Origin of the sequence: Candidatus Bealeia paramacronuclearis, assembly GCF_035607555.1 — a bacterium.
GTDB lineage: Bacteria > Pseudomonadota > Alphaproteobacteria > UBA9655 > UBA9655 > Bealeia > Bealeia paramacronuclearis.
The window spans coordinates 373,653-396,882 of sequence record NZ_JAVHWZ010000002.1 but is presented as its reverse complement, the minus strand read 5'-3'; the positions used below and the strand labels follow the sequence as shown (position 1 = coordinate 396,882).

Below are 23,230 nucleotides of genomic sequence, written 5' to 3'. Positions count from 1 at the left end.
CATGAAGTACGAAGTTAAGAATTTTGATAATAAAAAGGTTGGAGAAATGGATCTCAGTCCTGAGATTTTTTCCCTCCCAACACGCGCCGATATCTTGGCTCGTATGGTGAACTGGCAGTTGGCAAAACGCCGCTCTGGTAATCATGCGACAAAAGGCGTTAGCGATATTAGTGGAACAACGAAAAAACCATGGCGCCAAAAAGGTACGGGCCGCGCTCGTGCAGGTAGCTTACGCTCCCCGCAATTCCGAGGTGGTGCTGTAATTTTCGGACCTGTGGTTCGTGATCATGGTTTCAAGTTGCCTAAGAAAGTGCGCCAACTGGCTTTGAAGACAGCACTTTCTACAAAAGTGGCAAACGGATCCCTCCTTGTCGTTGAAGATCTCAATGCAGGAACTGCTAAGACAAAAGAGCTTCTCAAGAAATTTGAGACCCTCGGCCTAAAATCAGCCTTGATTATTGGGGGCGAAGAAGTTAATAGTGACTTTGCAAAAGCTGCAGCCAACATCCCAGGTGTCGACGTACTTCCTCAGCAAGGTATCAATGTCTATGACATTTTGCGTCGTGAGCACCTTGTGCTTACGAAAGCAGCCATTGAAAATTTAGAGAGTAGGTTGAAATGAGTCGTGCACGTACAATTAAGCCTGTGAAAGAACGCATGGGCAAGCAACGGACTTACGAGGTTCTCGTAGCTCCTGTTGTGACAGAAAAATCAACTCTTGGGTCTGAAAACAATCAGTTGACCTTTAAAGTGGCCAAAGATGCGACAAAGCCTGAAATTAAAAAGGCTGTTGAGGAAATTTTTAAAGTGAAGGTGAAATCAGTGAATACCCTGAACCTTCCTGGCAAAACAAAACGCTTTCGAGGAATGGAAGGTAAACGTTCTGGAATCAAAAAAGCCGTTGTTCGTCTTGAAGAAGGACAAAACATCGACGTAAGCGCAGGATTGTAAAATGAGTTTGAAGCATTACAAACCCACAACACCTGGTCAACGTGGACTTATCCTTGTTGATCGTAGTGAATTGTGGAGTGGCGCGCCTGTTAAGAAGCTAACGGAAGGTCTTCGTAAAACAGGTGGACGTAACGCACACGGTCGTATTACCACACGCCATATCGGTGGTGGTCATAAACGTCGTTATCGTTTGGTGGATTTTTTACGTCGTAAGTTTGATGTCTCAGCTGTCGTTGAGCGCATTGAATACGATCCTAACAGAACGGCTTTCATTGCCCTTATTAAATATGAAGATGGTGAGCAATCTTACATTTTGGCGCCACAACGTCTTGCTGTGGGTGACAAGGTCATCGCTGGTGAGAAAGTGGATATTAAGCCAGGGAATGCTCTTCCGCTGAAGAGCATTCCTGTAGGTACCATCATTCACAACGTCGAGATGAAGCCAGGTAAAGGTGGTCAAATGGCCCGTTCTGGTGGAACTTATATCCAACTCGTGGGTCGTGATGGTCCTTATGCGATTGTGAAGCTTTCCTCTGGTGAGATTCGCAAGCTTCGTTCTGAATGCATGGCGACAATTGGAGCTGTGTCAAACCCAGATCAGAAGAACATAAACTTGGGTAAAGCGGGCCGTAATCGTTGGCTTGGAACACGTCCTTCAGTTCGTGGTGTAGCCATGAACCCAATTGATCACCCTCACGGTGGTGGTGAAGGTCGTACATCAGGTGGTCGTCATCCAGTGACGCCATGGGGTGTTCCCACAAAAGGTAAAAAGACACGGAATCGTAAGAAGCACTCTGCTTCCATGATTATCCGTCGTCGTAAGGCATAAGGAGTAAGGTTGTGGCACGTTCAATTTGGAAAGGTCCATTTTTAGACGGTTATCTGATGAAGAAAGCAGAAACTGTCCGGGAGTCAGGACGTAAGGAAGTGATCAAGACTTGGTCCCGTAGATCTACAATTTTGCCTCAGTTTGTTGGGCTAACATTTGGTGTCTACAACGGTCAAAAGTTTATTCCTGTTCTCGTCACTGAGAATATGATTGGTCATAAATTTGGTGAGTTTTCTCCGACCCGGACCTATACAGGTCACGCGGCGGACAAGAAAGCGAAGAGAGGTTAATTATGTCAAAACAAAAGACACCTCGTGGTTTGCAAGACCATCAGGCGGCTGCGAATCTTCGCATGGTACGCGTGAGTCCACAGAAGTTAAATTTGGTGGCTCATATGATTCGCGGTATGCATGTCGGAAAAGCCTTGCATGCTTTGCAATATTCGCCTAAACGTATTGCAGTTGATGTGAGAAAGACTTTGCTTTCCGCAATTGCGAACGCTGAGAATAATCATCAGTTGGATATCGACAAACTTCATGTCACTGAAGCGACTGTTGGTCAGTCTCTCGTATTGAAGCGTGTTGATTTTAAAGGTAGAAGTCGTCTGGGTCGAATCCGTAAGCCATTCAGCCATTTGCGACTTGTAGTCAGTGAAGTTGAGGAGGTGGCCTAATGGGTCAAAAAATAAATCCAATTGGGTTACGTCTTGGTATCAACCGGACTTGGGACTCCCGCTGGTATTCCGATAAGGATTATGGAAAATTACTCCATAAAGATCTCGAGCTTCGTAAGTACCTTAATAAGAGACTTTCACAAGCTGGTATCTCAAAGATCGTTATCGAGCGTATGGCTAACAAGGCGCGTGTAACAGTTCACACAGCTCGCCCGGGCATCGTCATTGGTAAAAAAGGTGCGGATATTGAAAAGTTACGCTCAGATATCACCAAGTTTTTGGGATCTGAAGTCAGCCTCAATATTCTTGAGATCCGGAAGCCCGAACTTGATGCGAAATTAGCCGCTGAAGGCATTGCTCAACAACTTGAGCGTCGTGTGTCTTTCCGTCGTGCGATGAAACGTGCGATGCAAAGCGCCATGAAAATGGGAGCTAAGGGAATTCGTGTGAACGTGAGTGGTCGTTTGGGTGGCGCTGAAATTGCTCGCATGGAATGGTACCGTGAAGGACAAGTTCCTTTGCATACATTCCGCGCCGATATTGACTATGGAGTCGCAGAAGCTAAAACGACTTATGGCATTATTGGCGTTAAAGTTTGGATTTACAAAGGCGATATTATGGATCACGATCCTATGGCCAATGACAAACGTACAGCCCAAAACACCGTTAATCGGTCTGCAGTGTAAGGAATTGAGAAGATGTTAGCGCCGAAGAGAACGAAACATAGAAAAGCACACAAAGGTCGCATTCATGGCTTGGCCAAGGGTGGTGACGATCTTAACTTTGGAACTTTTGGTTTAAAAGCCTTAGCTCCAGAGCGTATTACAGCCCGTCAAATTGAAGCGGCACGTCGTGTGATTACCCGTCATATTAAGCGTGCAGGACGCGTTTGGATCCGTATATTTCCAGATGTTCCTGTTTCACAAAAGCCTGCTGAAGTCCGGATGGGTAGTGGTAAGGGGTCTCCAGAATTCTGGGCTTGCCGTGTGAAGCCAGGTCGCATCATGTTTGAATTGGATGGTGTTCCTGAAGATATAGCACGCCGCGCTTTTGAGTTGGGATCTGCAAAGCTTCCCATTGCTACAAAATTTATTTCACGTGCAACACGAGGTGCTTAAATGAAAATTCAAGATTTAAAGCCAATGGATGATGGCGCCCTCAAAGGCAAAGTGATTGAATTAAAGAAAGAGCTCATGGGTCTTCGCTTTCAAAAAGTGACTGGTCAAGTTGAGAAAACCCATCATATTCGAGTAGCGCGCAAGACAGTTGCTCGTGTGAAAACGCTGCTAGGTCAGCGTAAACAAACAGCACAAGGAGTCAAGTGATGCCACGTCGGGTATTGCAAGGAAAAGTGGTAAGTTCGAAGTGTGACAAGACTGTCACCGTGCTTGTTGAGCGTCGCGTTATGCACCCGCTCTACCACAAGTTTATTACACGCTCAAAGAAATTTGCGGCCCATGATGAAGCCAACGAATGTCAAGTTGGTGATTCTGTCCGCATTCGGGAATGCCGTCCTTTGTCTAAAACCAAGACATGGGAAGTCATTCAACGCGAAGCCCTTCAGGGCTAAGTTAGCTGGTCAAGAAAGGAAATTAGACCATGATTCAGATGCAAACCAACCTGAAAGTCGCCGATAATTCTGGCGCTCGTCGGGTGCAGTGCATCAAAGTTCTCGGCGGATCCAAGCGTAAGGTTGCTTCCGTTGGAGATGTGATTGTTGTATCCATTAAAGATGCGATTCCTCGGGGTCGTGTTAAGAAGGGTGACGTTCATAAAGCTGTAATCGTAAGAACAGCCAAAGAAATTCGCCGCCAAGATGGAAGCATCATCCGCTTTGATGATAACGCTGCAGTTCTTATCAATGCGCAAGGTGAGCCTATTGGTACACGTATTTTCGGTCCAGTGACCCGTGAGTTACGTGGGAAGAATTTTATGAAAATCATCTCATTAGCACCCGAGGTTCTATAATGGCTGAAAAGTTTAAAATTCGTCGTGGAGACACAGTCTGTGTCACGACAGGTAGGGATAAAGGTAAGTCAGGCCAAGTCCTTAAAGTTATTCGAGCAGATCGTCGTGTCATCGTTCAGGGCGTTAATTTGGTGAAGCGTCATACACGCCCATCCATGGGACAAGCTGGCGGGATCGTTGAGAAGGAAGCTTCTCTTGCGATATCCAACGTCGCTATTTTGGACCCTGTTCAGAACAAGCCAACTCGCGTTGGTTTTAAGTTCTTAGAAGATGGTCGTAAAGTTCGCGTTGCCAAATTATCCGGCGAAGTCCTGGATCAGTAAGGGGTATAGAGAGATGGCACGTTTAAAAGATCATTATGAAAAAGTCATAAGACCAGAACTCATGAAAGAGCTTGCTTATAAGAATGCTCTTCAGGTCCCAAAACTTGAAAAAATCGTTATCAACATGGGACTCGGTGATGCGGCTTCAGATAGTCGTAAACTCGAGTCTGCGTACGAAGGACTCACACTCATTGCTGGTCAAAAGCCAGTTATGACAAAAGCGAAAAAGTCAATCGCAGCGTTTAAATTGCGTGAAGGCGTCAATATCGGCGCCAAAGTGACTCTCCGCAAAGATCGCATGTATGAGTTTTTTGATCGCCTTGTAAACATCGCAATGCCACGTATTCGTGACTTCCGTGGGATTTCCCAGAAGAGCTTCGATGGTCGTGGTAACTATGCAATGGGTATCAAAGAGCATATCGTATTTCCTGAAATTAACTATGATAAAGTTGATCAAGTTCGGGGAATGGATATCATCTTCGTAACAACCGCCAATACCGACAAAGAAGCCCTTGAGCTTCTAAAAAAATTCGGTATGCCTTTCATAACTCGCTAAGGTAGGAGAGAATAAATGGCTAAGACTAGTTCCGTTGAAAAAAATCTCCGCCGGGAGCGGATGGTGAAACAGTACAAAGGACGTCGTGATCGTTTAAAAGCGATTGCAGTTGATTTGAATGCAGCCCCTGAAGAGCGTTTCAAGGCCCGTATCAAATTATCAGAACTTCCACGTAATAGTGCACCCACACGTGTTCGTTCGCGTTGTGCCATTACTGGACGTCCTCGTGCGGTATATCGTAAATTTAAATTGTCTCGTATAGCATTACGAGAGCTGGCTTCATCCGGGATGATTCCTGGGATGACCAAAGCTAGCTGGTAGGAGGTAGACCATGGCATTTTCAGATCCCATAGGTGATATGATTACCCGCATTCGCAATGGCCAAAAAGCGCGTAAAACTTCTGTGAAGTCTCCGGCTTCTACATTAAGAGAGAATGCTCTCGAAGTTTTAAAGCGTGAAGGGTACATTCGTGGGTATTCACGTGAAACAGTTCGCGCTGGTATTGAAAACCTCATTATCGAACTCAAGTATTTCGAAAATGAGCCTGTGATTACAAAAATTGATCGCGTTTCAAAACCAGGTCGTCGTGTTTATTCTAAAATCAAAGAGCTTCCCCGTGTTTACAACGGTCTCGGCATTTCAGTTCTCTCAACGCCCAAGGGTGTTTTGTCTGATGGCCAAGCCCGTGAGATGAATGTCGGTGGTGAAGTTCTCTTCAGTGTATACTAGGTAGGGGTGCGCCATGTCACGAGTTGGTAAACATCCGGTAGAAGTGCCTCAAGGGGTTACCTGCCAAGTTAGTGGGCAAGAAATTTCCGTTAAAGGAAAGAATGGTGAATTAAAAGCTATTCTCTCTAAGGAAGTTCTTCCGACTTTAGAAGATAACATGATTTGGGTTAAGCCAGTTGATGAGTCAAAACAAGCCCGTATGCTTTGGGGTACATGGCGTCGCCAAGTCGACAATATGGTCAAAGGCGTACATGAAGGGTTTACACTTCGCCTCGAAATCAACGGCGTTGGTTATCGTGCTGCTGTTGAAGGCAACACTCTCAAGCTTCAATTGGGATATAGCCACGACATTCTTTATCCGATTCCTCAAGGAATTAAGATTGTTTGCGACAAACCCACCTCCGTTGCAATTTCAGGGGCTGATCGTCAGCTCATAGGTCAAATTGCGGCAGAGATTCGTTCTTATCGTAAACCTGAGCCTTATAAAGGTAAGGGTATCAAATACGAAGATGAGAAGATCTACCGCAAAGAAGGTAAGAAGAAGTAAGCCATGTCAAACGAGAAAAATCTTTTTGAGAGAAGAAAGCAACGCGTTAGGGCAAAATTGCAGCGCGTTTCGAATGAGCGTCCTCGTTTATCTGTGTTTCGTTCAAGTAAGCATATTTATGCTCAAGTCATTTGTGATATTGAGAAAAAGACACTTGCTTCCGCGTCCACATTGGATAAGGATTTTGAAAAACTGAAGACTGGTGCTGACATTGCAGCAGCTGAAGCTGTTGGAAAATTAGTTGCAGAACGGGCAAAAAAAGCAGGTGTGACAAACGTCGTTTTTGATCGTGGTGGATATATCTATCACGGACGCGTCAAAGCCCTTGCTGATGCTGCACGCTCAGCTGGACTCACATTTTAGGAAGAGTGAAAGATGGCAAAAGAAGCTAGCAATGAAAGATCAAGGCGCTCTGAACGCGAAGACGTTGAGCACGTTGAGAAGTTAGTCTCTGTTAACCGCGTGGCGAAAGTTGTTAAAGGTGGTAAGAATTTCCGCTTTTCAGCTTTAGTTGTTGTGGGAGACGGAAAAGGTCGTGTCGGCTATGGATCCGGTAAAGCACGAGAAGTTCCTGATGCTGTGCGTAAAGCAACAGATCAAGCTAAGCGTAATATGATTCGCGTCCCTTTACGTGAAGGCCGGACATTGCATCATGATATCACAGGAACCTTTGGTTCTGGACGTGTTCATTTGCGTTCTGCTGTGCCTGGAACGGGTATTATCGCTGGTGGTCCAATGCGTGCGGTATTTGAAGCGCTTGGAGTTGGTGACGTTGTCAGCAAATCCATGGGCAGTAGCAATCCTCACAGTATGGTTAAAGCCACATTTGAGGCCTTGAAGGCGATTCATTCTCCACGCTCCATTGCGGCTAAACGCGGCAAGAAAGTCAGTGAGATTATCAGTCGTAAATCGTCAACGGTTGAGGCATAATCATGACCAAGAAGAAAACACTAGTTGTAACGCAAGTTGCAAGTCCGATTCGTCGTCCAAAGATTCAACGTGCAATTCTAAAAGGATTGGGACTCTTTGGTATTGGTCAAACGCGCGAGCTTGAGGATACATCTTCGATCCGTGGCATGATTGCAAAAGTCAGCCATATGGTCAAAGTTGCAGATAACGCTTAAGCTGCGAGAGTGAGGATAAAATGAAATTACATGAAATTCGTGATAATCCAGGTGCCCGTAAGCGTAGGATGATTATTTGTCGCGGCATTGGTTCCGGTAAAGGTAAAACCGGTGGCCGCGGCGGTAAAGGTCAGACAGCGCGTACCGGTGTTGCCATTAATGGATTTGAAGGCGGTCAAATGCCTTTATTCCGTCGTTTGCCAAAACGTGGTTTCACTAACATTTTTGCATTGAAGTTTTCAGAAGTGAATTTGGGTCGAATTCAAGCGGCGATTGATTCTGGAAAGCTGGATGCAAAAGGAACAATCAATGCTGAAGCTCTTGTGGCCTCAGGTTTACTTCGTCGCGTATATGACGGTGTACGCTTGTTGGGTACAGGTAATTTGAAGTCAAAGATAAAAATTGAAGTGAGTGGTGCTTCAAAGACAGCTCTTGAAGCTGTGAAGAAAGCTGGGGGAGAAGTTATCCTTCTTCAAACTCAAGCTCTTGAAGCAACTGAATAAATCCATTAAAGTCTAAGTCGCCTTTTGAAGTCGACTTGGGCTTTTTTGCGTTAACAAATGATAAGGGGTCATAATGGCATCCGCTGCTGAACAACTCGCCGCTAATATCAATTTTAAGGCTTTTGGAAAAGCCGAAGACCTTAAAAAAAGAATTTGGTTTACCCTCGGGGTTTTGATTGTTTATCGACTGGGTACCTATATCCCCCTTCCTGGTGTGAATCCTGCGATCCTTGCTGAATTCGCCCGCCAACATTCTGGTGGGATTTTTGGTATGATCGATATGTTCTCAGGTGGTGCTTTGGGGCGTATGACTATCATGGCCCTGAACGTTGTTCCTTACATTTCTGCCAGCATTATTATTCAGTTAATGACTTCGATTTCTCCTCAGCTTGAGGCGATTAAAAAAGAGGGGGAATCTGGGCGTCGGAAGCTGAATCAATATACACGTTATTTGACCATCGTTTTGGCAACAGTCCAAGCGTATGGTGTAGCTGTGGGCCTTGAATCAATGAGTGGACAAGCAGGAGCTGCAGTGGTTGATCCTGGTTATTTCTTCCGCTTTTCTGTTGTTGTGACTATCGTGGGAGCAACTATGTTCCTCGTTTGGTTAGGTGAGCAAATAACCTCTCGCGGTATTGGTAATGGTATGTCCATGATCATTTTTTCGGGGATTGTTGCAAACCTACCAAGCTCGATTATTAACACCCTTGAGTTGGGCCGAACGGGTGCCCTTTCAATCATTATTATCCTTGCGATTATTCTGATGTCTGTGGGTCTCATTGCCTTCATCGTCTTTATGGAACGTGCCCAACGCCGCCTCATTATTCAATATCCCAAGCGTCAAGTGGGAAATAAAATGTATGGTGGCGAGACGTCACACCTTCCGATTAAACTGAACAGTACCGGTGTGATCCCCCCCATTTTTGCAAGCTCTCTTTTGATGATGCCGACGATGGTTATATCGATGGTGTCTGCGGATGGACCTGAGTGGTTGACGTGGCTTTCAACTCATTTACAGCATGGAAATTGGTTTTTCATGACCATTTATATTTCCCTCATTCTTTTCTTTGCATTCTTCTATACTTCTGTGGTTTTTAACCCTCAAGAAACGGCTGAGAATTTGAAAAAACATGGTGGGTTTATTGCGGGATACCGTCCTGGTAAAAATACGGCTGAGTATTTAGATTATGTAGTGACGCGTCTCACCGTAATTGGTGCAGCCTACCTGGCTTTCGTCTGCTTGCTGCCTGAAATTTTGATGTCCTATTATTCCATCCCATTTTATTTAGGTGGTACAACTTTCTTGATTGCGGTCAGTGTTCCTATGGATACGGTTGCCCAAATTCACTCTCATCTTTTGGCCCATCAATATGAGGGACTTATGAAAAAAACACGTCTTAAGGGGGCGCGGAAGTGAACATTATCCTTCTCGGTCCTCCTGGCGCAGGGAAGGGGACACAAGCACGACTCTTGGCAGATAAACTGAGGCTTTGTCAGATCGCCACCGGTGAAATCCTGCGAGAAGAAGTTGCTAAAGGCTCTGATATTGGTCTTAAGGTGAAGCCCATTATGGAAAGTGGAAAATTTCCTTCAGATGATCTCATCATGGATGTTTTGGCGGAAAAGATTTCAAATCCCGAATGTGGTAATGGGGTTATTCTCGATGGTGTGCCTCGGACATTGAATCAAGCTGAGCTTGTCGATAAAATGTTTGAGAAACTCGGAAAATCGCTTGATTTTGTAGTCCAACTTCGTGTAGATGATGAACAGCTTATAAAACGTATTTCAGGTCGTTATACATGTCAGAGTTGCGGAGCAGCTTATGCAGACCAACTCAACCCTACAAAAGTTAAGGGTGTTTGTGATCGATGTGGTGCTCACGAGTTTATACGAAGGCCAGATGACTCTGCCGAAGTTGTTAAAACCCGGCTTGATGTCTATCAAAAACAAACAGAACCTTTAGTCGGGTTCTATTCAAAAACCAATCGCTTGAAGTCTGTGGACGGAATGGCGGCTGTCGATGATGTTCAATCCCAAATCGTGGACATCATTCAATCGCGTTAAAGAGTTGACATCCTCACAAGGATGCCTATACTCCGCACGTAAAATATACTGAAGTGTGCTCAATTAATGGGTGTGCTTGTAAAATGCTAATTTGAGGAGAGTAACGTGGCTCGTATAGCTGGTGTAAACATCCCAACCCAAAAGCGGGTAGAGATTGGATTGCAATATATTTATGGAATTGGCGCTCAAAAGGCCAAAGAAATTTGTGATACGGTAAAAATTCCTGCGGCGCGTCGCGTCCATGAACTCACTGATGATGAGATTCTGAAGATCCGTGAGCTTATTGATCAATCATATAAGGTTGAAGGTGATCTTCGTCGTGAAGTTTCTATGAACATTAAGCGTCTCATGGACTTAGGTTGCTATCGTGGACTGCGTCATCGTAAAGGTTTACCTGTACGTGGACAAAGAACCCACACAAACGCACGTACTCGTAAAGGCAAGGCAGTTGCCATTGCTGGTAAGAAAAAATAATCGTTTTAAGTAAAGGTTTAAAATGGCTCAGAAACCGAATCAACGTCTCCGTCGTCGTGAGAGAAAAAACATCGTAAGTGGTGTTGCGCACGTCAGTGCAACATTCAATAATACGATGATTACCATTGCTGATGCGCAAGGAAATGCGATTTCCTGGTCATCCGCTGGTGTGAAGGGCTTTAAAGGCTCTCGTAAATCAACTCCTTTTGCGGCACAGATGGCTGCTGAGGATGCAGGTCGTAAAGCCCAAGAGCATGGTATGAAAACCCTTGAGGTGGAAGTCTCAGGTCCAGGATCAGGACGTGAGTCCGCGCTTCGTGCTTTGCAAGCCATTGGTTTTACAATTACAACAATTCGTGACGTCACATCCGTGCCGCACAATGGTTGTAAGCCACGTAAACGTCGTCGTGTTTAATACTCTTTTAGAGTACTGAGTTCGTAAAAGACTTTTTTAATTTGACTCCATGGGGAATCGCTCGTGATACAAAAAAATTGGCAAGCACTGATTAAGCCTTATAAACTTAATATTGAAAAATCAAATGACCCGCTCCGTTATGGTGAGATCGTAGCTGATCCGCTCGAGCCTGGTTTTGGTATGACTCTTGGAAATGCGCTCCGTCGCGTTCTCCTTTCATCACTCCAAGGTGCCGCTGTTTCAGCCATTCAAATCGAAGGCGTTCTTCATGAGTTCTCTTCCATTCCTGGTGTCCACGAAGATGTAACAGACATCATTTTGAACATTAAGACCCTTGCGATTAAAATGCATAAAGAGGGAACAGTTCGTCTTAAATTAAATGTTCAAGGTCCATGTGAAGTGACGGCCAGCATGATTGAGCCGAATGCAGATATTGAGATTTTAAATCCTGATCTCGTCATTTGCACGCTGGATCATGGTGCGAAATTTGTTGCTGAGCTCACAGTGACCACCGGAAAAGGTTTCATGCCTGCTGAGAGCAGCAAGAATCCTGAATCTCCTGTTGGATATATTCCAGTGGATGCGATTTATAGCCCTGTGCGTAAAGTGTCTTACAAAATTGAGAACACACGTGTTGGTCAAATTACTAACTACGAAAAGCTTATCTTAAGTGTTGAAACGAATGGCGCCGTTAATCCTGAAGATGCGGTTGCATTGGCAGCAAGAATTCTTCAAGATCAACTTCAGCAGTTCGTTACTTTTGAAGAACCAAAACCGGTTGAACAAGAAGTTGAAACCCGTGCCATTCCCTTTAATCGTGCTCTTTTGCGTAAGGTGGATGAGCTTGAACTTTCAGTGCGTTCGGCAAACTGCCTCAAGAATGATAACATTGTTTATATCGGTGACCTTGTTCAAAAGTCTGAGCCTGAAATGCTAAGAACGCCAAACTTTGGACGTAAATCTCTTAATGAGATTAAAGAAGTTTTGACCCAAATGGGCCTTCACTTGGGGAAGGATATTCCCGGTTGGCCTCCAGAAAATATCGATGAGCTCATTAAAAAGCTCGATGAGCCATTTTAAGAAATTAAGGAGTAGAGTGTCATGAAACATGGTATGTCAGGTCGTAAGCTTGGACGTCATAGTTCGCAAAGAAAAGCATTATTTGCAGGCCTTGCCAATTCATTGCTAAAGCATGAGCAAATCACAACAACATTGCCAAAAGCTAAGGACCTTCGTCCTTTGGTGGAGAGCTATATCACTTTAGGTAAAAAAGGTGGTCTTGCGGCTCGTCGTCAAGCATTGGCAACTTTGGGAAATGAAGAAGTTGTTTCCAAGATCATGGGTCCTTTGGCTAAACGTTACAAAGAGCGTCAAGGCGGATATCTACGCATTATGAAGGCGGGATTCCGTTATGGGGACAATGCGCCAATGGCGGTTATTGAGCTCGTGGATCGAGACGTTGAAGCTAAAGGCAAAAATTCAGGTCCTTCCGCGGAAAAACGTACAGAAGATTCAGTAGAGTAGTTTTAATACTCTCAATTTCATGTATAATGGGCAGCCTCAGGGCTGCCTTTTTTTTGTGAGATTGGATGACTCAAATTTTTTCTGTGAGAAGTAAAAAAAACGTCATGCTGAGGTCATTTCAGTATCTTTTTGGCACCTTGATACAAGCTCAGGGTAGCAAGGAGGGGGGGGCTATTGTTCACAATCTCGTGCTTGGGAAGCTAGATAAAGCAATTTGTTTTAGCTTCCTTCTCATTCTTTCTGCGTGCGGAAAACCAGATAATCCCTCTCAAAATTCGATCTCTGAGACTTGCCAAAAGAGTGAATTAACTTTTTCTTCCGTTGTAAAAAAATTTGCACCAACTGTTGTGAATATTTATGCCAGCAGCGAAGTCCAGACAAAAACGCCTATGGATACTTTTATGGACGATCCTTTCTATAAGCAATATATGGAGAGGTTACATGGTCCCCATGTGGATCATAAGTTAAATTCCATGGGTTCGGGCGTGATTGTGAGTGAGGATGGCCATATTCTTACCAATTATCATGTGATTGAGGGGGGAGACACTATTAGAGTGATCCTTCATGATCGCCGCGAATTTGAAGCCAAGATCGTAGCCAGTGAGCAGCGTACAGATTTGGTGATGCTCAAAATTGATGTGGGTTCAGAAAAATTGCCTTTTGCAGTTCTTGATCCTATAGATAATCTCAATGTTGGCGATATGGTTTTGGCCATTGGAAATCCTTTCGGCGTGGGGCAATCAGTGAGTAGTGGTATTATTTCGGCTGTAGGACGAAGTCAATCTGGAATTAGCGATTTTCGCTCTTTTATTCAAACTGATGCTTCCATTAATCCGGGAAATTCAGGGGGGGCGCTTGTGACGGGTGATGGTCGTCTGATCGGAATTAATACGGCGATTTACTCCAAGTCGGGGGAATCCATCGGGATTGGCTTTGCGATTCCGTCGCCTCTTGTGATTCCCTTTGTTGAAAGTGCCCTGCAAGGGAAGAGAACGGAACGTCCTTGGATGGGAATTCGCATTCGGGGTGTTGATATGGAAACCTCCAGAAAACTTGGATTTACCCATCCTTATGGTGTTTTGATCAAAGAGATTTACAAAGGGGGAGTTGCCGATCAAGTAGGTATTCAAGTGGGAGATATTTTAACTCATTTTAATGATCAGATCATTGAAGATGATGCGGAGTTGGATTATGTCTTGTCGCGCCAACATTTGGATACAACAGTGACGTTTAAAGTGTATCGGAATGGCAAAGAGAAGAATATTCAGGTCAATATGAAAGCGCCGCCTGAGGCGTCTAATTTAGATTCCTACGAAATTCAGGGGAAAAATCCACTGACAGGGGCCGTTGTGGCAGAACTCTCTCCCGCATTGGCTCTTGATTTGGGCGCAGATCCTCTCAAGAGGGGAATTGTTATTTTAGATATTAAACCCAATTCCTTGGCCGAAAATTTGAAATTGAATGTGGGCGATATTATCCATAATATCAATGAACAAGAATTGATTATTCTTGGTGATTTTTTTAAGATCGTAAAGGCGGCTCCTCAAAAATGGAGTATAAAATTTTTTCGTAATAATAAGCACTTAACGCTGGAAGTTGGTAAAAGTTAGATTAATGACATCATTATTTTCTCAAAATACTGTGTATGAGCCTTTGGCGTCCCAATTGCGTCCTAAATCTTTGAAAGAAATTGTGGGGCAAGATCACCTTCTTCAAGAGAAGGGGCCTTTGGGCGTGATGCTCAAAAGTGGAAAAATGTCGTCCCTCATTTTATGGGGACCTCCGGGGTGTGGAAAAACCACATTGGCCCGCCTTTTGGCTGATAATTCCCATCTTGTGTTTGAGTCGATTTCTGCCATTGAATCAGGCGTTGCAGACCTTAAAAAAGTGTTTGAGCGTGCCCAAGAGCATAAAAAAATGGGGCAGGGGACTCTTCTCTTTGTCGATGAGATTCATCGATTTAATAGAACTCAGCAGGACAGTTTTCTCCCCTTTGTAGAAAATGGGACTGTGATTCTGATTGGTGCCACAACAGAAAATCCTTCTTTTGAGCTCAATAGTGCTCTTTTGTCGAGGACTCAAGTTTTGGTATTAAGACGCCTTCAAGACGAGCACCTTGAAAAAATGTATAGTCGTGCAGAGGGGTTTTTCGGAAAAAAATTCCCGCTGGATGTGGGCGGAAAAGATCTTCTTTTCGCTATGGCTGATGGGGACGGGCGTTCTCTTTATAATATGATTGAGGTTTTGGCTGAGTTTCCGTCAGAACATTCTCTTACAAATGAGGAATTGACTCAATTGGTGTCCCGGCGGGCTCCCCTTTATGACAAAAATAAGGAAGGGCACTACAACCTCATTAGTGCTCTTCATAAAGCATTGCGGGGATCAGATCCCGATGCTGCTCTTTATTGGTTTGCCCGCATGCTTGAGGGTGGAGAAGATCCTCTTTATATCGCTCGGCGTTTGATTCGATTTGCCTCTGAAGATGTAGGGCTTGCTGATCCGCAAGCGCTTCTCCAGACAATGGCGGCAACAGAAGCTTACGAACGATTGGGAAGCCCTGAAGGAGAGCTTGCAATCGCGCAAGCCCTCATTTATTTGGCAACGGCGCCCAAATCCAATGCCGTTTATAAGGCCTATAATCAAGTTAGAAAATCCGCCCAAGAAACGGGCTCCCTTATGCCCCCTAAACATATTCTCAATGCGCCTACAAAACTTATGCGTCAGGAAGGCTATGGCGACGGGTATCGCTATGATCACGACACTGCGGAAGGGTTTTCCGGCCAGAGTTATTTTCCAGAAGATATGCAACGCCGCCAATTTTATGCGCCAGCAGAGAGGGGGTTTGAACGTGAAATTCTCAAGCGATTAGAGTATTGGAAAAAATTGCGAGATAAGGCATAATAAAAACAAAAACATAGGAGAAAAATATGTGCTGGAAAAACACAAAAGACAGATGGGGAATCATTAGCCAATCTTTTCATTGGATTATTGCACTTTTAATTATTGGACTTGCCATCGTGGGTGATTGGATGTCCGACCTTCCTCCCGATGAGACGAAGTGGTTTATCTATGGTTGGCACAAGCAATTAGGGGCGCTTTTGTTAAGTCTTGCCGTTTTGCGTATTTTATGGAGAATGATGAATGTGACGCCAGTTCTTCCTAATTTTATGCCAGACTGGCAAAAATTAGTCTCAAAACTGAATGTTTTTATTTTATATATCATTATGTTTGGATTTCCCATCACGGGGCTCACGATGTCTCTTTTAGGTGGACATGACGTCAGTTTGTTTGGGTTTTATACCCTCAAAGCTTTTCCTAAAACGCCAGAGCTAGAGGGCATCGCAAAAACCGCTTGGGAGGTTCATGGAATGCTTTTGTGGGCTTTGATTGGATTTGGATCTCTCCATATTTTGGCAGCTGTTTATCATCATTTTATCTTGAAAGATAATGTGTTGAAGAGGATGTTGCCCATGAGTTTTTCTAAAAGCTAATTTTTTAAAAGAAGCACTTGATAAAGTTGGGAAGAAAAGTTAGCTTCCCAATTGTGCCCGCATGGTGGAATCGGTAGACACAACAGACTTAAAATCTGTCGGCTTCTGGTCGTGCCAGTTCGAGTCTGGCTGCGGGCACCACTTTTTTACAAAAGATCATTTCCCAGCCACAGTTGTACCAGAAATTTATTGATCCAATAGCTCAAGGTCAAAGCGATAACACTTAGAATAATGGCACTGATAGCTGTGTCAAAAAGACGATCGATATAATTTCCCCATAAGATGGCAGTATTCAGCCAAAAGGTCGAGAGAACAAAATTGAAAGATTTGGCGGGTAAAAATGATTTCACCGTGTAGCTATAAAAAATCATCCCCAACCCCCAAATTGAAAAATTGACGGCCAGTGATTCAAAATAAATTCCGATCAAGGCGGAAATCAAGATCAGCTGAATCCACAGAAAATACAAGGCCAAGTTTTCATTTCGATATTTTCTGAGCATGTGCATTCTCCTCAGGTTTATTTAATAATATCATGTTTTGGGTAAAGACATTCTTAATGGGTTGTGTGATAAGATTTTCAATACCTTTTTTCTTTTGATTGGAATTCATGATGCCGCCTAATGATCAAAGTTCTTCAAAGATGATATTGAGAGCCGTGTGTGGGAAATGTCCCAAATGTGGTGAAGGGAAACTTTTTGCATCCTATCTCAAGCAGGTCGATTGTTGTTCAGTCTGTAACGAGCCTTGGGGGCTTGTTCAGGCCGATGATGGTCCGCCATGGCTTACTGTTTTTATCGTTCTTCATCTTTTGGCGCCCGTTTTGCTCATTGCTGCAAAATATGAAGATGTGGCTTATGAATATCTCATTTTGGGAATCAGTGTTTTGGCGCTTCTTTTGTGTTATCTAATTCTTCCCCGCGCCAAAGGAGCCTTTATCTCCATCATTTGGAAATCTAAAGCCGGGAAAACCCAAGCGCGAGAGGAATAAAATATTTGCTTTCTTTAACAAAGACTTTTCGTAAATTCAGGATGACGATGTGGGTGATGAACACAATTCAATTAGCTTATATTTAATCAACTACCACATTTTCTGTCAAAAATCAAGTTTTTCAATTGCCCATAGGGAAATATAAATTAAAAATCAAATAGTTGTGAACTGTCGTGGTTTTTGATGGAGGGTTAGAAACTGTAAATGTCATTTTTAAAAATTGAGAATTTACACAATTGGACTTTTTGATCACCTTAATTTAGTATGACATGATGATCGCTCTGAGAGACAAATTATGAGTTACCGCTTTTATGGTGCAAAAAATGATGTTGCTTTCCCGTGCCTTTTTCCGCTGGAGCAAAGCACGCCGCTTTTAATCACTTCGTTCACCGGTCTTTCTGTTAAAATCCTGAATCAAAACTTTAAAATATGAACCGCTGTGATTTTGTAAATTTAACAATGGACAAAGCCTACTATCTTGAGGGTCTTCCGGTCTTACTCAAAAGCCATCCTCTTTCAAAATCCCTACGATTGCGGGTAGATCTGCAAAAAAAAACGCCCATTCTGACCGTACCTGCCAATTGCACGCCCCGTGAGATTGAGAAGTTTTTGATGGGCGCTGTGCCCTGGTTTCGAAAACAAATCGCAAAAGAGCCAAAATCAGAGTCGATATCAAATTCAGGGGCTCTGTCACTCCCTGACTCCATCTCGTTTTTAGGGGATCCCTATCGCATTGTTCATAAACCGGCGTTAAAGAAAATTGAGATCCATCCGAATACTCAAGAAATTGTCATCGGACGCAAACAATGCAATCCCCAAGACCTTATAAAAACTCATTTAATCAGAAGGGCCTTTCCTTATTTTGAGAACACTTCCCAAAACTATGCAAATGCCCTCAATGTCAAATATGCGGGGATTCAACTCAAAGATTACCGTTCCCGTTGGGGTGTCTGCCATCGGGACAAACGTCTCACGTACTCTTGGCGCCTAGCCATGGCGCCTCTGGAGGTGTTGCACTACGTTTGTGCCCACGAAATCTCACACCTCCTGCACTTTAATCACAGCCCCGACTTTTGGGATGTTGTGGCCTCTTTAATGCCGGATTATAAAAAACAGAGATTGTGGCTGAAAAATAATGGAAAAGCTTTGTTTGAGATTTTCTAGAATATGAACCTCCACGGGGCTTGCCCCGTGGAGGTTCACATAAACTGAAGGGTGGTAAGGTAATTTGAGTTGCCAAAAAAATGAGATTGACATTTTTAGGCATAATTCTTATGTTTATAATTGTTATATTTAATTCGAATTATGGTAAATGGAGTTTATTATGAAAATATTTGTTTTTTTCTCTTTGTTGTCTTTTTTTATCGGTAGCGCATCTACTTACGCAATGGAGAATGAGAAGGAATTCAAGGAGGAGTTAAGATTAATTTCAAACAAAAAGACCAAGAAAGAAACTACAGAATACAATAACTCTAAAAAAAAATATAAGTTGAAGTTTGATATAAATGGTGATTATCCCTGGGAGCCAGAATACATAAGTATAGATTTTCATACGGATAATTTTGGCGAGCTAAGCGAGATGCTTCGTAAAGTATTAAAATCAGGCATTCCTTTCGATTATCTTAGAATTGATGCGGGCACTTTTGATCCTGAGTTCAATCAGTTAGTGATAGATACTTTCCCTAGCTTAACTAAATTAGCAATTAAAAGTTCTTTTTATGATGAGTCTAATTTTATTAATCGGCATTATGTAAAAATCTGGACGAATAATCACACAGAACCAAATAATCTTATTTCCGAACTCAAAGACCTATATCATATAACCTATCGAATAAATAAAAATTTATAAAAGGCAATATTAGGTCGACAACACCTTCAAGCCAATTAAATAATTTCCTACCCTTAACACCTGACATATTTTTATAAAGTTTAAAATATGGTAATGTTTCTCTCAAAAAAGGGAGATTCACATGAGAAAGCAATCTGGAGGCGTATGGCATTTAGCCGAGATAATAGCTGATGACATGGAGGATAGGGAGACTGGTTTGAGTAAACCACAGAGGATTAGTTTAGCAGATTTAGCAGCAAGTGTATTGACCTGTCGATCAGTTAACACCTCAGAATTAGCAAATATTCTCCCCCGTACAGTTAAGAGTTCTGAAGAGAGCTATCGTTATATTAATCGTTGGCTTTCGAATCCTAAGATCGATCCCCTTCAAGTTATGAAGGGATTTATTCCTGAGATTATACAAGCCCTTACTCAAGAAGATCAGACTTCAATTTTGATGTTATTACTCCGGCAATAAAACAGGTGATATCAAGCGGCGTAGGTAACTTCTTTTTTGAGGAAATAGGAGCGAACGATTTCGGGGCAATTTTGGGTGCCAAAAAGATATTTTGTGATGTTGGTTTTGAGTTCCTGCAATGACTTGGCATGTTTGAGTCCGACAGCATTGCTTTTCACGTCTTGATTCAAAAGCTCATCTGGATTCAAATCTGGGCTGTAAGCGGGCAGAAAAAATACCTCAATTTTTTCTTTGTTTTCCTTCAAAAATTCACCGACCACTTTGGCGTGGTGTACTTTGTGATTGTCCACAATGAGAAACACTTTTTTCTTGGAAGACTTGATTAACCTTTTGAGAAAATTAAGAAAAACCTCTCGCGTAAAATTCTCCTCAAAAAGCATAAACCGCAACGTGCCCTGATTCGTGACGCTCGAGATCATATTGATTCGAAATCGTTTTCCCGTTCCTGAAATCACAGGCGTCTGACCCTTGGGGCTATAAGTTGTGCCCGTCTGATGATCGGAACGAAAGCCCGCCTCATCTCCCCAATGAATCTCGGCATTTTCAAGGCGCGCCCGCTTGGCAATCGCCGGATAAACCTCTTTAAGCCAAGCCTGAACTTCTTTTTCGCGACGTTCATAAGCCCGACGCACCGGCTTTTGGGGCGTAAATCCCCAACGTTTCAGATAGTTCCCCACGGAGCGAATCGAGAGTCGGATGCCAAAAGTGCGTTCGATCAACTCTCCCACAGCCTCTCGCGTCCAGAGCATAAAGGGCAGTTTTAGCTGGTCGGGACAACGATCGGTGATCATTTTGACGAGGCTGGCGCACTGGTGGGGCTTCAAGCGCACCATGTCTTCAGCCCGGCGCCCTCGTTTTTTCTTCAATAGCGCCGCCTGGCCCCTTCTTCGATAGCTCGAAACCCATCGGCTGACAGTGCCTCGCGCTACTCCCAATAAATGCCCCACTTCCGCATGCGTCTTCCCGCCTTCAACAACTCCCTTAATCGCCCTCAATCGAAGGCTTTCTTGGGCGTCTTGCGTTAACTTTCGTGCATCTCCTAATTTCATACCTTCTACTTATCACATTAATCTCCTCATGTCTCCTGTTTTATTGCCGGAGTAATACATCTGAAAGTTGATCAACAATTATAAATTTTTTATAAAAATTATTTTCTGTAAAATTAGCAGTCTTCATCGCTTCTGTGAGGTTTTGAAGGTTTTTGACTTTTCTTTCACCTAAAAGATTATCAAAAGTTTCCGCATCTTTGTCATTTAAAAGAATATGCTTAACCACAGCAGCGCGGGAATCTTTTCCATTCGTTGTTTCTATGGTTAATGAATAAAACACCTGAGTTTTATCATCGCTCAAATTTTCAATGGGGAGAGTCGCACTTGATGAGACCACAGTCGATAAGGTTCCATGGCCACTATTATGTGTGCTGATTCCACCCTCCTGCAGAAGTCCCTCTTGAGGTTGATTTTTTAATCTAGGACCATTGGGTGTGTCTGAGAAGATACCTGTTCGGACAGAAAATTGTTTAGAGTAGTTCTCTCGAGCGTTATAGGAAGCCTCTTTATCAAGCCAGGGTTGAGGTCGAAGCAACAGAGTGCTTTTAACCCAATTGTTATCTTGCACAATCAAGTACATATCAACGGGAACATTAAGCTTATCTAAGTGAACATGGAGGTTAGCGGGGACCAGATCTTTATAATATTGTTTAAAATTAACATTCAGAAAAAAAGCAGGCGTCCTGTAATTTTGCATAGCCTCATTAGGGTTGTAGGGATGAATAACAGGCGCATTTGAAAGCTTGAGGTCATATAGTGCAGACCGGGGTTTAGAAGGCAACCCTGCATATCCTATATCAACGTAATTATAGGGCGCAGATTTCATTCCGAACGTTAAACGATAAAATTGACTTACTTCAAAATTTTCTTGAGACAAATTTTCCAAGTTTTTTACTTCTGGATTGCTTTTTGCTAATTTTTCTGCGAGAGCTTTTTTTTGTTTTAACTCATCCAGCTTCTTTCTTTTTTCTTCGTTAGACATTTACTCATGTTTTTTATTGGGCAGGTAGTTGAGCCCATGATTCCATCCATAGGTAGCAAACTGCCACTTTGCATATTCGTTGCGGTCTTTAATACCCAAGGGGTTAAAGGTAGGATTCCCGATACCCCCCTCATCACTATCTAGGCCGGGGTGTATTTTCCGATAAAGGTCTGGGTTGAAGTCATTGGGCAGGTAGTTGAGCCCATGATTCCATCCATAGGTAGCAAACTGCCACTTTGCATATTCGTTGCGGTCTTTAATACCCAAGGGGTTAAAGGTAGGATTCCCGATACCCCCCTCATCACTATCTAGGCCGGGGTGTATTTTCCGATAAAGGTCTGGGTTGAAGTCATTGGGCAGGTAGTTGAGCCCATGATTCCATCCATAGGTAGCAAACTGCCACTTTGCATATTCGTTGCGGTCTTTAATACCCAAGGGGTTAAAGGTAGGATTCCCGATACCCCCCTCATCACTATCTAGGCCGGGGTGTATTTTCCGATAAAGCTCTGGGTTGAAGTCATTGGGCAGGTAGTTGAGTCCATTCTTCCATCCATAGGTAGCAAACTGCCACTTTGCATATTCGTTGGGGTCTTTAATACCCAAGGGGTTAAAGGTAGGACTCCCGATACCCCCCTCATCACTATCTAGGCCGGGGTGTATTTTCCGATAAAGCTCTGGGTTGAAGTCATTGGGCAGGTAGTTGAGCCCATTCTTCCATCCATAGGTAGCAAACTGCCACGGCTCTTTATCCTCTTCCTCCAACATGCCTTTAAGAACGCTCCCTGTTAAAGCAAGCTGTTCATGCGTTTTAAAACTTTTCAAAACCTGGAGCACATCTTCTACCGTTTTTTTTCCATTAAGGAGGGGGGACAGCACATCTCGACTATTCTCACTCAAAAGAACATGAAGAACAGAAACGCCCGCATTATCAGAAGATATGTCCTCTTTTACAGCTCCAGAGACGGTTCTTCCTGTGTTTTTGTAAAACCCAAAAAACGCCTTATTGTCATTATATTGCAGCCCAGGTACTGCCATGTTCGCCCCCGAGGAAATCTGAAGATTGTCTCCGCCCGTGTGGACTGAAACACCAAATTGATTTTGAGATGTGGGGGTGTCAGGTGTGATGCTGAGATCATTCGAGCCAACAATTGCGGCTTTAAGAGAGATTCCTTCATTATATCCCTCTTGTTTCAGATTCTTATTTTGAGAAAAATAATACATAGGCCTTAAAAGCGGTACTCCATTACTTTCTGTATCAGAAAAGTGGGGCTGCACAATAATGAGGAATGGATCAGTCGACTTTACACCCACGGAGTCCATGGCCGAAGCTATTTTGGGATCCTCAAGAAATAGTCCTCTGGGCATTTTTCCCTGAAGCGCTAAAAGAACTTTATACGCACCAGGGCTGTTGTCAAAATTATAAGGGTGAATCAAAGGCACGCGCGGCAAGCCATAATATTGATCTGTGGTCTCCAGATCTTTTGTCATAAATTGAGCAATGTGGGCTGTTGCCTCCATATCAACATTACCAGTTTGCTGAGGTACTGGGACGACAAAGTTTTTCGTCACATTTTTGAGTTCATCCCCCTCTTTCATCGCCTCCAAAGACAAGGAACTGATACTGAACGACAAGAGCGCCAACGAAATAAGAGCATATTTTTTCATAAAAACACCTATAAAAATAAAAACCTAATATGACATTCATTATATAATAGCATAAACAAAATTAACAA

36 protein-coding genes and 1 tRNA gene are annotated in these 23,230 nt (G+C 43.4%); 33 read left to right on the top strand and 4 right to left on the bottom strand.

Annotation, left to right across the window (positions count from 1 at the left end):
- The first annotated feature begins 1 nt into the window (after window position 1).
- The 29 genes from rplD to Bealeia2_RS06830 all read left to right on the top strand — a co-directional run bounded on the left by rplD (window position 2) and on the right by Bealeia2_RS06830 (window position 16,313).
- A complete protein-coding gene (gene rplD, locus Bealeia2_RS06970) occupies window positions 2-622 on the top strand; it encodes a 50S ribosomal protein L4 (RefSeq protein ID WP_331256340.1) in 621 nt (206 codons plus the stop codon).
- Window positions 619-951, top strand: a complete 333-nt coding sequence (locus tag Bealeia2_RS06965; RefSeq protein WP_414437855.1) for a 50S ribosomal protein L23 — start codon at window positions 619-621, stop codon at window positions 949-951. The genes rplD and Bealeia2_RS06965 overlap by 4 nt, the downstream gene beginning before the upstream one ends.
- A 1-nt stretch (window position 952) precedes the next feature.
- Entirely contained in the window at window positions 953-1,780 is an 828-nt protein-coding gene (gene rplB, locus Bealeia2_RS06960; RefSeq protein ID WP_331256339.1) for a 50S ribosomal protein L2, read from the top strand.
- An 11-nt stretch (window positions 1,781-1,791) separates the two neighbouring features.
- On the top strand, window positions 1,792-2,070 hold the full coding sequence (gene rpsS, locus Bealeia2_RS06955) for a 30S ribosomal protein S19 (RefSeq protein ID WP_331256338.1): 279 nt from the start codon (window positions 1,792-1,794) through the stop codon (window positions 2,068-2,070).
- A gap of 2 nt (window positions 2,071-2,072) precedes the next feature.
- A complete protein-coding gene (gene rplV, locus Bealeia2_RS06950) occupies window positions 2,073-2,453 on the top strand; it encodes a 50S ribosomal protein L22 (protein WP_331256337.1) in 381 nt (126 codons plus the stop codon).
- A complete protein-coding gene (gene rpsC, locus Bealeia2_RS06945; RefSeq protein WP_331256336.1) occupies window positions 2,453-3,139 on the top strand; it encodes a 30S ribosomal protein S3 in 687 nt (228 codons plus the stop codon). The genes rplV and rpsC overlap by 1 nt, the downstream gene beginning before the upstream one ends.
- Before the next feature lie 12 nt (window positions 3,140-3,151).
- Window positions 3,152-3,571 (top strand): 50S ribosomal protein L16, encoded by a 420-nt coding sequence (rplP, locus tag Bealeia2_RS06940; RefSeq protein WP_331256335.1) that lies wholly within the window; start codon window positions 3,152-3,154, stop codon window positions 3,569-3,571.
- Window positions 3,572-3,778 (top strand): 50S ribosomal protein L29, encoded by a 207-nt coding sequence (gene rpmC, locus Bealeia2_RS06935; protein ID WP_331256334.1) that lies wholly within the window; start codon window positions 3,572-3,574, stop codon window positions 3,776-3,778.
- The gene (gene rpsQ, locus Bealeia2_RS06930) at window positions 3,778-4,023 is read left to right on the top strand and encodes a 30S ribosomal protein S17 (RefSeq protein ID WP_331256333.1); all 246 of its coding nucleotides are present in this window, start codon (window positions 3,778-3,780) and stop codon (window positions 4,021-4,023) included. Before rpmC ends, rpsQ begins: the two co-directional genes overlap by 1 nt.
- Before the next feature lie 29 nt (window positions 4,024-4,052).
- On the top strand, window positions 4,053-4,421 hold the full coding sequence (gene rplN, locus Bealeia2_RS06925) for a 50S ribosomal protein L14 (protein WP_331256332.1): 369 nt from the start codon (window positions 4,053-4,055) through the stop codon (window positions 4,419-4,421).
- Complete coding sequence (gene rplX / locus Bealeia2_RS06920; RefSeq protein WP_331256331.1) at window positions 4,421-4,744, top strand: 50S ribosomal protein L24; 324 nt, start codon at window positions 4,421-4,423, stop codon at window positions 4,742-4,744. Before rplN ends, rplX begins: the two co-directional genes overlap by 1 nt.
- A 13-nt stretch (window positions 4,745-4,757) precedes the next feature.
- Window positions 4,758-5,300 carry a 50S ribosomal protein L5 gene (gene rplE / locus Bealeia2_RS06915; protein ID WP_331256330.1) on the top strand — a complete coding sequence of 181 codons (543 nt, stop codon included), beginning with the start codon at window positions 4,758-4,760 and terminating at the stop codon, window positions 5,298-5,300.
- 15 nt (window positions 5,301-5,315) lie between these two features.
- The gene (rpsN, locus tag Bealeia2_RS06910; protein WP_331256329.1) at window positions 5,316-5,621 is read left to right on the top strand and encodes a 30S ribosomal protein S14; all 306 of its coding nucleotides are present in this window, start codon (window positions 5,316-5,318) and stop codon (window positions 5,619-5,621) included.
- Between the two features lie 10 nt (window positions 5,622-5,631).
- Window positions 5,632-6,030: a 30S ribosomal protein S8 gene (rpsH, locus tag Bealeia2_RS06905; RefSeq protein ID WP_331256328.1), complete on the top strand. Its 399-nt coding sequence runs from the start codon at window positions 5,632-5,634 to the stop codon at window positions 6,028-6,030.
- 13 nt (window positions 6,031-6,043) lie between these two features.
- The gene (gene rplF / locus Bealeia2_RS06900) at window positions 6,044-6,577 is read left to right on the top strand and encodes a 50S ribosomal protein L6 (protein WP_331256327.1); all 534 of its coding nucleotides are present in this window, start codon (window positions 6,044-6,046) and stop codon (window positions 6,575-6,577) included.
- Between the two features lie 3 nt (window positions 6,578-6,580).
- The gene (gene rplR, locus Bealeia2_RS06895; RefSeq protein WP_331256326.1) at window positions 6,581-6,940 is read left to right on the top strand and encodes a 50S ribosomal protein L18; all 360 of its coding nucleotides are present in this window, start codon (window positions 6,581-6,583) and stop codon (window positions 6,938-6,940) included.
- 12 nt (window positions 6,941-6,952) lie between these two features.
- Window positions 6,953-7,507 carry a 30S ribosomal protein S5 gene (rpsE, locus tag Bealeia2_RS06890; protein ID WP_331256325.1) on the top strand — a complete coding sequence of 185 codons (555 nt, stop codon included), beginning with the start codon at window positions 6,953-6,955 and terminating at the stop codon, window positions 7,505-7,507.
- A 2-nt stretch (window positions 7,508-7,509) separates the two neighbouring features.
- A complete protein-coding gene (gene rpmD / locus Bealeia2_RS06885) occupies window positions 7,510-7,701 on the top strand; it encodes a 50S ribosomal protein L30 (RefSeq protein ID WP_331256324.1) in 192 nt (63 codons plus the stop codon).
- A 20-nt stretch (window positions 7,702-7,721) separates the two neighbouring features.
- The gene (gene rplO, locus Bealeia2_RS06880; protein ID WP_331256323.1) at window positions 7,722-8,204 is read left to right on the top strand and encodes a 50S ribosomal protein L15; all 483 of its coding nucleotides are present in this window, start codon (window positions 7,722-7,724) and stop codon (window positions 8,202-8,204) included.
- A 73-nt stretch (window positions 8,205-8,277) separates the two neighbouring features.
- Entirely contained in the window at window positions 8,278-9,621 is a 1,344-nt protein-coding gene (gene secY / locus Bealeia2_RS06875) for a preprotein translocase subunit SecY (RefSeq protein ID WP_331256322.1), read from the top strand.
- Window positions 9,618-10,268, top strand: a complete 651-nt coding sequence (locus Bealeia2_RS06870) for an adenylate kinase (protein WP_331256321.1) — start codon at window positions 9,618-9,620, stop codon at window positions 10,266-10,268. The genes secY and Bealeia2_RS06870 overlap by 4 nt, the downstream gene beginning before the upstream one ends.
- A gap of 105 nt (window positions 10,269-10,373) precedes the next feature.
- On the top strand, window positions 10,374-10,742 hold the full coding sequence (gene rpsM, locus Bealeia2_RS06865; RefSeq protein ID WP_331256320.1) for a 30S ribosomal protein S13: 369 nt from the start codon (window positions 10,374-10,376) through the stop codon (window positions 10,740-10,742).
- A gap of 22 nt (window positions 10,743-10,764) precedes the next feature.
- Window positions 10,765-11,157, top strand: coding sequence for a 30S ribosomal protein S11 (gene rpsK, locus Bealeia2_RS06860; RefSeq protein WP_331256319.1), 393 nt, complete (start codon window positions 10,765-10,767; stop codon window positions 11,155-11,157).
- 63 nt (window positions 11,158-11,220) lie between these two features.
- On the top strand, window positions 11,221-12,237 hold the full coding sequence (locus Bealeia2_RS06855; RefSeq protein WP_331256318.1) for a DNA-directed RNA polymerase subunit alpha: 1,017 nt from the start codon (window positions 11,221-11,223) through the stop codon (window positions 12,235-12,237).
- 21 nt (window positions 12,238-12,258) lie between these two features.
- Window positions 12,259-12,681 carry a 50S ribosomal protein L17 gene (gene rplQ / locus Bealeia2_RS06850; RefSeq protein WP_331256317.1) on the top strand — a complete coding sequence of 141 codons (423 nt, stop codon included), beginning with the start codon at window positions 12,259-12,261 and terminating at the stop codon, window positions 12,679-12,681.
- Between the two features lie 65 nt (window positions 12,682-12,746).
- Entirely contained in the window at window positions 12,747-14,291 is a 1,545-nt protein-coding gene (locus tag Bealeia2_RS06845) for a trypsin-like peptidase domain-containing protein (RefSeq protein WP_331256316.1), read from the top strand.
- A 4-nt stretch (window positions 14,292-14,295) separates the two neighbouring features.
- Complete coding sequence (locus Bealeia2_RS06840; protein ID WP_331256315.1) at window positions 14,296-15,582, top strand: replication-associated recombination protein A; 1,287 nt, start codon at window positions 14,296-14,298, stop codon at window positions 15,580-15,582.
- Between the two features lie 26 nt (window positions 15,583-15,608).
- Window positions 15,609-16,172: a cytochrome b gene (locus tag Bealeia2_RS06835; protein ID WP_331256314.1), complete on the top strand. Its 564-nt coding sequence runs from the start codon at window positions 15,609-15,611 to the stop codon at window positions 16,170-16,172.
- Window positions 16,173-16,227: 55 nt separating this feature from the next.
- Window positions 16,228-16,313 (top strand) — tRNA-Leu (locus Bealeia2_RS06830).
- A 5-nt stretch (window positions 16,314-16,318) separates the two neighbouring features.
- On the opposite strand, the gene Bealeia2_RS06825 is transcribed toward Bealeia2_RS06830, so the two are convergent.
- Window positions 16,319-16,672 (bottom strand): hypothetical protein, encoded by a 354-nt coding sequence (locus Bealeia2_RS06825; protein ID WP_331256313.1) that lies wholly within the window; start codon window positions 16,670-16,672, stop codon window positions 16,319-16,321.
- Between the two features lie 107 nt (window positions 16,673-16,779).
- Here Bealeia2_RS06825 and Bealeia2_RS06820 point away from each other — a divergent pair, with 107 nt between their 5' ends.
- From Bealeia2_RS06820 to Bealeia2_RS06805, 4 genes are all read left to right on the top strand, one after another.
- Window positions 16,780-17,160: a DUF983 domain-containing protein gene (locus Bealeia2_RS06820; RefSeq protein WP_331256312.1), complete on the top strand. Its 381-nt coding sequence runs from the start codon at window positions 16,780-16,782 to the stop codon at window positions 17,158-17,160.
- Between the two features lie 429 nt (window positions 17,161-17,589).
- Window positions 17,590-18,324 carry a M48 family metallopeptidase gene (locus Bealeia2_RS06815; RefSeq protein ID WP_331256311.1) on the top strand — a complete coding sequence of 245 codons (735 nt, stop codon included), beginning with the start codon at window positions 17,590-17,592 and terminating at the stop codon, window positions 18,322-18,324.
- Between the two features lie 160 nt (window positions 18,325-18,484).
- The gene (locus Bealeia2_RS06810) at window positions 18,485-19,009 is read left to right on the top strand and encodes a hypothetical protein (protein WP_331256310.1); all 525 of its coding nucleotides are present in this window, start codon (window positions 18,485-18,487) and stop codon (window positions 19,007-19,009) included.
- A gap of 121 nt (window positions 19,010-19,130) precedes the next feature.
- Window positions 19,131-19,466, top strand: a complete 336-nt coding sequence (locus tag Bealeia2_RS06805; RefSeq protein ID WP_331256309.1) for a hypothetical protein — start codon at window positions 19,131-19,133, stop codon at window positions 19,464-19,466.
- 11 nt (window positions 19,467-19,477) lie between these two features.
- Here Bealeia2_RS06805 and Bealeia2_RS06800 read toward each other — a convergent pair whose 3' ends face one another.
- Genes Bealeia2_RS06800 through Bealeia2_RS06790 form a run of 3 tightly spaced genes read right to left on the bottom strand, consistent with a single transcriptional unit; the run spans window position 19,478 to window position 23,162 of the window.
- Window positions 19,478-20,515: an IS630 family transposase gene (locus Bealeia2_RS06800; RefSeq protein WP_331255250.1), complete on the bottom strand. Its 1,038-nt coding sequence runs from the start codon at window positions 20,513-20,515 to the stop codon at window positions 19,478-19,480.
- Between the two features lie 40 nt (window positions 20,516-20,555).
- The gene (locus tag Bealeia2_RS06795; RefSeq protein WP_331256308.1) at window positions 20,556-21,497 is read right to left on the bottom strand and encodes a hypothetical protein; all 942 of its coding nucleotides are present in this window, start codon (window positions 21,495-21,497) and stop codon (window positions 20,556-20,558) included.
- Window positions 21,498-23,162 carry a hypothetical protein gene (locus Bealeia2_RS06790; protein ID WP_331256307.1) on the bottom strand — a complete coding sequence of 555 codons (1,665 nt, stop codon included), beginning with the start codon at window positions 23,160-23,162 and terminating at the stop codon, window positions 21,498-21,500. It lies immediately after the preceding gene.
- Window positions 23,163-23,230: the final 68 nt, after the last annotated feature.

Coding starts and splice junctions, on each gene's coding strand:
- Bealeia2_RS06825 (WP_331256313.1), bottom strand. CDS start 16,672: ATGCTCAGAAAATATCGAAATGAAAACTTGGCCTTGTATTTTCTGTGG.
- Bealeia2_RS06790 (WP_331256307.1), bottom strand. CDS start 23,162: ATGAAAAAATATGCTCTTATTTCGTTGGCGCTCTTGTCGTTCAGTATC.
- rplO (WP_331256323.1), top strand. CDS start 7,722: ATGAAATTACATGAAATTCGTGATAATCCAGGTGCCCGTAAGCGTAGG.
- Bealeia2_RS06965 (WP_414437855.1), top strand. CDS start 619: ATGAGTCGTGCACGTACAATTAAGCCTGTGAAAGAACGCATGGGCAAG.
- rplR (WP_331256326.1), top strand. CDS start 6,581: ATGTCAAACGAGAAAAATCTTTTTGAGAGAAGAAAGCAACGCGTTAGG.
- rplD (WP_331256340.1), top strand. CDS start 2: ATGAAGTACGAAGTTAAGAATTTTGATAATAAAAAGGTTGGAGAAATG.
- rplX (WP_331256331.1), top strand. CDS start 4,421: ATGGCTGAAAAGTTTAAAATTCGTCGTGGAGACACAGTCTGTGTCACG.
- Bealeia2_RS06805 (WP_331256309.1), top strand. CDS start 19,131: ATGAGAAAGCAATCTGGAGGCGTATGGCATTTAGCCGAGATAATAGCT.
- rplB (WP_331256339.1), top strand. CDS start 953: ATGAGTTTGAAGCATTACAAACCCACAACACCTGGTCAACGTGGACTT.
- rplE (WP_331256330.1), top strand. CDS start 4,758: ATGGCACGTTTAAAAGATCATTATGAAAAAGTCATAAGACCAGAACTC.
- rplN (WP_331256332.1), top strand. CDS start 4,053: ATGATTCAGATGCAAACCAACCTGAAAGTCGCCGATAATTCTGGCGCT.
- rpsH (WP_331256328.1), top strand. CDS start 5,632: ATGGCATTTTCAGATCCCATAGGTGATATGATTACCCGCATTCGCAAT.
- rpmC (WP_331256334.1), top strand. CDS start 3,572: ATGAAAATTCAAGATTTAAAGCCAATGGATGATGGCGCCCTCAAAGGC.
- rpsN (WP_331256329.1), top strand. CDS start 5,316: ATGGCTAAGACTAGTTCCGTTGAAAAAAATCTCCGCCGGGAGCGGATG.
- rpsE (WP_331256325.1), top strand. CDS start 6,953: ATGGCAAAAGAAGCTAGCAATGAAAGATCAAGGCGCTCTGAACGCGAA.
- Bealeia2_RS06810 (WP_331256310.1), top strand. CDS start 18,485: ATGAAAATATTTGTTTTTTTCTCTTTGTTGTCTTTTTTTATCGGTAGC.
- rplQ (WP_331256317.1), top strand. CDS start 12,259: ATGAAACATGGTATGTCAGGTCGTAAGCTTGGACGTCATAGTTCGCAA.
- rplF (WP_331256327.1), top strand. CDS start 6,044: ATGTCACGAGTTGGTAAACATCCGGTAGAAGTGCCTCAAGGGGTTACC.
- rplV (WP_331256337.1), top strand. CDS start 2,073: ATGTCAAAACAAAAGACACCTCGTGGTTTGCAAGACCATCAGGCGGCT.
- rpsK (WP_331256319.1), top strand. CDS start 10,765: ATGGCTCAGAAACCGAATCAACGTCTCCGTCGTCGTGAGAGAAAAAAC.
- rpmD (WP_331256324.1), top strand. CDS start 7,510: ATGACCAAGAAGAAAACACTAGTTGTAACGCAAGTTGCAAGTCCGATT.
- Bealeia2_RS06820 (WP_331256312.1), top strand. CDS start 16,780: ATGATGCCGCCTAATGATCAAAGTTCTTCAAAGATGATATTGAGAGCC.
- Bealeia2_RS06795 (WP_331256308.1), bottom strand. CDS start 21,497: ATGTCTAACGAAGAAAAAAGAAAGAAGCTGGATGAGTTAAAACAAAAA.
- Bealeia2_RS06840 (WP_331256315.1), top strand. CDS start 14,296: ATGACATCATTATTTTCTCAAAATACTGTGTATGAGCCTTTGGCGTCC.
- rpsC (WP_331256336.1), top strand. CDS start 2,453: ATGGGTCAAAAAATAAATCCAATTGGGTTACGTCTTGGTATCAACCGG.
- Bealeia2_RS06815 (WP_331256311.1), top strand. CDS start 17,590: ATGAACCGCTGTGATTTTGTAAATTTAACAATGGACAAAGCCTACTAT.
- Bealeia2_RS06835 (WP_331256314.1), top strand. CDS start 15,609: ATGTGCTGGAAAAACACAAAAGACAGATGGGGAATCATTAGCCAATCT.
- Bealeia2_RS06800 (WP_331255250.1), bottom strand. CDS start 20,515: ATGAAATTAGGAGATGCACGAAAGTTAACGCAAGACGCCCAAGAAAGC.
- Bealeia2_RS06845 (WP_331256316.1), top strand. CDS start 12,747: ATGACTCAAATTTTTTCTGTGAGAAGTAAAAAAAACGTCATGCTGAGG.
- rpsQ (WP_331256333.1), top strand. CDS start 3,778: ATGCCACGTCGGGTATTGCAAGGAAAAGTGGTAAGTTCGAAGTGTGAC.
- secY (WP_331256322.1), top strand. CDS start 8,278: ATGGCATCCGCTGCTGAACAACTCGCCGCTAATATCAATTTTAAGGCT.
- rplP (WP_331256335.1), top strand. CDS start 3,152: ATGTTAGCGCCGAAGAGAACGAAACATAGAAAAGCACACAAAGGTCGC.